Here is a 5,812-nt window from a genome sequence, read left to right on the forward strand (position 1 = left end):
GGGGGCTTTGGTGGTTCCACTTCGGGGTGTCAATGGCCTTCATCGCCCTGATACCGCTCACCAAGCTCCGCCACCTCTTCCTCACCGGCATCAACTACCTGTTCACCGACCTGCGCCCCAAGGGCGCCATCGAGACCATCGACCTGGAAGACGAGAGCCGGGAGAGCTACGGTGCCACCGTCGTTTCGGAATTGAGCTGGAAGGACATCTACGACGCCGACGCCTGCACCGCCTGCAAGCGCTGCCAAGACCGCTGCCCGGCCTGGGTTACGGCCAAGCCGCTTTCTCCCATGATCGTGGTGCAGCAGGTGGGGGAGGTCGCCTTCAACAACAGTTCCGCGGACCTGGTGGAGACGGTGACCCGCGACGTGCTCTGGTCCTGCACCACCTGCCGCGCCTGCCAGGAGATCTGCCCGGCCAACATCGAGCAGGTCAACAAGATCCTTGAGATGCGCCGGAACCTCTCGCTGATGCGGGGCGAGTTCCCCGGCGAGGAGGTGCGGACCGCCTTTTCCAACTACGAGGTGAACGGCAATCCCTTCGGGCTCGCCTTCGCCCGCCGGGCGGATTGGACCGAAGGGCTGGATGTGGCGGTGCTCTCCGAAGGGGGGGAGGCGGACGTGCTCTATTTCGTCGGCTGCTACGCCTCCTTCGACCGCAGAAACCAGGCGGTGGCCCGCGCCTTCGCCAGGGTCTGCTCGGCCGCCGGCATCCGCCTCGGCATCCTCGGCAAGGAGGAGACCTGCTGCGGCGAACCGCCCCGCAAGATGGGCAACGAGTATCTCTACCAGTCCATGGCCCAGGCCAACATAGAGCGGATGGAGCAGCACGGCATCAAGAAGGTGGTCACCACCTGCCCCCACTGCTTCAACGCCCTGGCCCGCGACTACCGCGACCTCGGTTTTCAAGTCGAGGTGGAGCACTACACCACCTTCCTGGAGCGGCTTTTGCGCGAGGGGAAACTGCCGATTGAGGCGGCCGACCTTCACTGCAGCTACCACGACTCCTGCTACATCGGGCGCTACCAGGATATCTACCAGGAGCCACGCGCGGTGCTGACGACTGCGGGGGCGCGGGTTGCGGAGATGAAGCAAAGCGGCCGGGAAAGCTTTTGCTGCGGAGGCGGAGGTGGAAGGGTGCTGGCCGAGGAGCGGATCGGCAGCCGGATCAGCGAGACACGCATCGCCATGGCCGTCGCCACCGGGGCGCCGGTGCTGGTTTCCAACTGCCCGTTCTGCCTCACCATGTTCGAGGACGGGATCAAGACGGGGGGCTATGAGGGTAGGATGCAGGCAAGGGACCTGGCGGAGGTGATAGCCGAACGGCTGATGCAGGCTCCCTGACAGACCAAGCGGGAAAGGGGGGAAACCATGCCACAGGCAAACGTAGTGACTCAACCTTTCGGGTGGTTCAGTTTTTCCGTCGTGCTGGTGATCGTCGCCATCATCTTCTGTATTGTCTATCTCTACATCAGGAGGAAGGGACAGCCGCCGCGGATCGACGACAAGGCGGGCGACGAAGGGGAGGATTGATCGAATCTCCGGTGCCAGGCACCGTGGGAAGAGCTTTGCGGGTAGAGGAGTCCGGCTGAACGGCCACTCTCTCCAACCGTGGGGCTCTCAGCCCGCGGTGCCTTTTTTGTTTCTACTACAACCTCACACACGGTTTGCCCTGAGCTTGTCGAAGGGTGGCTCGTGAGAGACGGAAAAGGGGTGCTTCGACAAGCTCAGCATGAACGGCTGCCGATCTGCCCCTGAAGTTCGCCAAGGCTGGGATTCGAAATTCACAAACGCGGCGCTTGACGGCGTTTCGCAAAGGAGACGGCAATGATGAGCGAGCTGACGGTCGGTCCGGAGTGGGTACGCGAGCAAATGAAGAGGGGAGAGGCGGTCTTTTTCGTCGAAGTAAGACACGCCGGGGACTGGGATCTGGCGGTGCAGAAGGCTCGCGGTGCCTTGCGGCTGACCAGCGACGACGGCCAGCGTCAGCTGGACCGCATTCCCAGAGAAGGGACAGTCGTGGTCTATTCCACCGCTCCCAACGACCGGCCTGCCGAGGCGTTGGTGATGCTGCTCAGCGGTGCGGGCTACTCCGGTGCCCGTCTGCTGGCCGGCGGCTTCAAGGCCTATCTCAGTGCCGGGCTCCCAGTCGAGGAGATCGGCGAAGGAAGCAAGATGCAGCGGTTGAGAGGACTGTGAACTGGTTCTTCGGTGGTCCTAGGAATCATTAAAGTTTTTTCTTGAAATATTTGACATCTCTCAGAAGGAGGATAGTATTTGAAATCGTTAATTTATTATAACCAATGAATTAACTCGGCCCGCCAGCCGCAGTAGTGGCCCAGCGAGCGGTCCCAGCCACGGAGCTTCGCTATCAAAATTCACCCGCGCAGAGAAAGCAGCCCGCAATGCGGTGGCAGCTAAATTCCAACCGGAAGGTCACTCCCGCGTCGGAGGGCTTTCCACACCAAGGAGGGAAGGGATGAAAAAACTAGCGTTTCTGTTGGCCGTTCTAACCGTGCTGGCGCTGGCCGGCATCGCCCACGCCGGGGAAAGGGCAGGTGCCTTCTCCATCTCGCCGTACGTGGGCGGCTACCACTTCGATGAGCATGACCACAACGGCCAGGCGGCCCTGACGGAGAACAAGCCGATCTACGGCATCCGCGTGGGGTACGACTTCACCGACTCGCTGGCCGCGGAACTGGTGGGGAGCTACGCGCGAGCCGAGTACAAGATCAGCGAGCGCAGATTCAACGCCTGGTTCTACCACATGGATATCCTCTACAACTTCATCCCCCACTCCGTGGTGGTCCCCTACCTGGCAGTCGGTGGCGGTGGCCAGTCCATCGAGTACCCGGGCAAAAGCGCCACTGACGGGGTCTTCAACGCCGGCGGCGGCCTGAAGTTCTTCATGAGCGACATGGTCGCCCTGAGGGCCGACGGGCGCCACATCTGGGACTTCAGCTACAAGACCTTGCACAACTGGGAATACTCGCTGGGCCTCAGCTTCGTGCTGGGCGGACGCCAAGCCGCTGCGACGGCGGTCACTGCCCCGACCCAGGCCCCGGCGCAGGAGACCCCGGTGGCACCGGTGCCGGCCGCCGAGCCGACCCCCGGCCATTACAAGTACTGCGTGACCATGCACATCGAGTTCGACATCGACCGCGCGCTGATCCGTCCCGAGTACCGTCCGGAGATCGCTAAGGTCGGTGACTTCATGAAGAAATACCCCAGCACCACCGCCGTCATCGAGGGGCACACCGACAACGTCGGCAGCTACCAGCACAACATGGATCTCTCCCAGCGCCGCGCCCAGGCGGTGGTGGACTACCTGGTGGACAACTTCGGCATCGACCGCTCCCGGCTGACCGCCAGGGGGTACGGCTTCAGCCGTCCGGTCGCCGACAACGCCACCAACGACGGCAAGCAGAAGAACCGCCGCATCGAGGCGATCATCGACTGCGCCTTTGACGTCCAGAAGCTGGAACCGCCCGAGCGGCTTTGCATGTCCCTGGTGATGGACTTCGACACCGGCAAGGCCGACATCAAGCCCGAGTACCGCGGCGAGATCGCCAAGGTTGCCGACTACATGAAGCAGTACCCGACCACCACCGCCGTCATCGAGGGGCACACCGACAACACCGGCGACCCGCAGGCCAACATGCAACTCTCCCAGCGCCGCGCGCAGGCGGTGGTCGATTACCTGGTCAACAACCTCGGCATCGACCGCTCACGGCTCTCCGCCAAGGGGTACGGCGATACCAGGCGCATCGCCTACAACAACACCCCTGAAGGGCGTGCCGCCAACCGCAGGATCAACGCGGTCATCGACTGCGTGATCAAGAAGTAACCAAGGTGAAATGGCAGCGCTACTGTATCTAGAGGTGACATAGGCAGGCATAGTCGACGCCGCCACTGGAACAAAAAATAGCCCATAGCGATATGGGCTATTTTTTTGGGAGCCGTGTTGGGTGCAGGCGGTGCCGGGCGTTATTCCTGCTATACTAATGGCGCACGTTTTGAGGGAGTGAGACCTTTCGGGCCCGACTCAGGTACAGGACAGACAACAACGACAACGCGGGAAGAGGAGGCACGAGATGAAAGAGACCAGGTTGACACTGCCGCAGCTCGCTCTGATCGCCGGAACCAGGGTAGTGCTGGGGGGAGGCATCGGCCTTTTGATCGCGGACAGGCTGAACGACAGGGAACGCAAGATGGCCGGCTGGGCCCTATTCGTGGGCGGCATGATCAGCACCATCCCGCTGGGGAGGATGGTCCTGTCCCGGCGGCATGCCAAGGGTGAGTGCCGGGAGGGGAAGGCCCGGGCGGCTCGTTGACAGAGCCGGGCGGGTTGCTAATCTCTTTAATGAGAGGGTGCGCCCGCCCACCTCGTCCATTCCTGCCAGCTCGCGCCACCCGCAGCAGATCGCGCTTTTTGAAGAGCAGTGGCAGGAAAAACCGGCTGAATGCCGGAGATAAGGAGCTGCACCAATGACCCGTCAAGCTCAGCCGGCAGCCGAGGACCTCGACCGCCTCTGCATCGACACCCTGCGCTTCCTTGCCATAGACGCCGTCCAGAAGGCCAACAGCGGGCACCCCGGGCTCCCGATGGGGGCGGCCCCCATGGCCTACCTGCTCTGGACCCGCTGCATGAAATACAACCCGAAGGATCCAGGCTGGTTCGACCGCGACCGCTTCGTCCTCTCGGCCGGGCACGGCTCCATGCTCCTCTACGGCCTGCTGCACCTGACCGGCTTCGAGCTCTCCCTGGACGAGATCAAGCGCTTCCGCCAGTGGGGGAGCAGCACCCCCGGCCATCCGGAGCGGGGCGTGGCGCCGGGGGTGGAGGTGAGCACCGGGCCGCTCGGGCAGGGGTTCGGCAACGCCGTCGGCATGGCCATCGCCGAGGCCCACCTTGCCGCCCGCTACAACCGCCCCGGCTTCCCGGTGATCGACCACTACAGCTACGTGCTGGCAAGCGACGGCGACCTGATGGAAGGGGTGGCCTCCGAGGCCGCCTCGCTGGCCGGGCACCTCAAGCTCGGCAAGCTCATCTGTCTCTACGATGACAACCGGGTCTCGCTTTCCGCCTCCACCGACCTCTGCTTCACCGAGGACCGGGGGGGAAGGTTTCGCGCCTACGGCTGGCAGGTGCAGACGGTGGAGGATGGCAACGACCTGCAGGCGATCGGCGAGGCGCTGGAGAAGGCGCGCGCCGACCGCGAGCACCCCTCACTGATCATGGTCCGCACGCACCTGGGCTACGGCTCCCCCGGCAAGCAGGACAGCTTCGAGGCCCATGGCTCGCCGCTTGGCGAGGAGGAGGTGCGCCGCACCAAGGAGCACCTGGGGTGGCCGACCGAGCCGGCCTTCCTGCTCCCCGAGCGCGCCCTCGGGCACTACCGGGAGGCGGTCTCCCGCGGCGCCGCCGCCCGGGGCGAGTGGGATTCCCTGTTCCAGGCCTACCGGCAGGAGCATCCCGAGCCGGCCGCCGAGCTTGAGCGGGTCATGGCGGGTGAGCTCCCCGCCGGCTGGCAGGAGGCGATCGCCAGCTACCCGGCCGACGCCAAGGGGATGGCCACCAGGGTCGCGGCCGGCAAGGTGCTGAGCGCACTGGCCGAAAAGCTCCCCGAGCTGATCGGCGGCTCGGCCGACCTCGACCCCTCGACGCGCACCATGCTGAAGGGCCTCGGCGACTTCGGCGCCCCGTTCCCGGTGCACGCGGAGGGCGCGCCGCCCACGCAGGGCCTTGCGGGCGGCGGCGTGAGCTACGCGGGGCGCAACCTGCACTTCGGGATCCGCGAGCACGCCATGGC

The 5,812-nt window shown here is 64.4% G+C and carries 6 protein-coding genes; all 6 read left to right on the forward strand.

All coding sequences use genetic code 11. The annotated features are described in order from the left end of the window. A partial coding sequence (locus VJ604_RS16195; RefSeq protein WP_324084329.1) for a (Fe-S)-binding protein occupies positions 1–1,343 on the forward strand: 1,343 nt, incomplete at its 5' end. Positions 1,344–1,370: 27 nt separating this feature from the next. Further along, positions 1,371–1,532 (forward strand): hypothetical protein, encoded by a 162-nt coding sequence (locus VJ604_RS16200; RefSeq protein WP_324084331.1) that lies wholly within the window; start codon positions 1,371–1,373, stop codon positions 1,530–1,532. A gap of 294 nt (positions 1,533–1,826) precedes the next feature. After that, on the forward strand, positions 1,827–2,198 hold the full coding sequence (locus VJ604_RS16205; protein WP_324084333.1) for a rhodanese-like domain-containing protein: 372 nt from the start codon (positions 1,827–1,829) through the stop codon (positions 2,196–2,198). 280 nt (positions 2,199–2,478) lie between these two features. Continuing rightward, positions 2,479–3,846: an OmpA family protein gene (locus VJ604_RS16210; RefSeq protein ID WP_324084334.1), complete on the forward strand. Its 1,368-nt coding sequence runs from the start codon at positions 2,479–2,481 to the stop codon at positions 3,844–3,846. 247 nt (positions 3,847–4,093) lie between these two features. Beyond that, complete coding sequence (locus VJ604_RS16215) at positions 4,094–4,333, forward strand: hypothetical protein (RefSeq protein ID WP_324084336.1); 240 nt, start codon at positions 4,094–4,096, stop codon at positions 4,331–4,333. A gap of 154 nt (positions 4,334–4,487) precedes the next feature. Beyond that, positions 4,488–5,812, forward strand: a 1,325-nt coding sequence (locus tag VJ604_RS16220; RefSeq protein WP_324084338.1) for a transketolase family protein, incomplete at its 3' end; no start/stop codon positions are given.

The sequence above is a fragment of the Geomonas sp. genome (genome assembly GCF_035254065.1).
GTDB lineage: Bacteria > Desulfobacterota > Desulfuromonadia > Geobacterales > Geobacteraceae > Geomonas.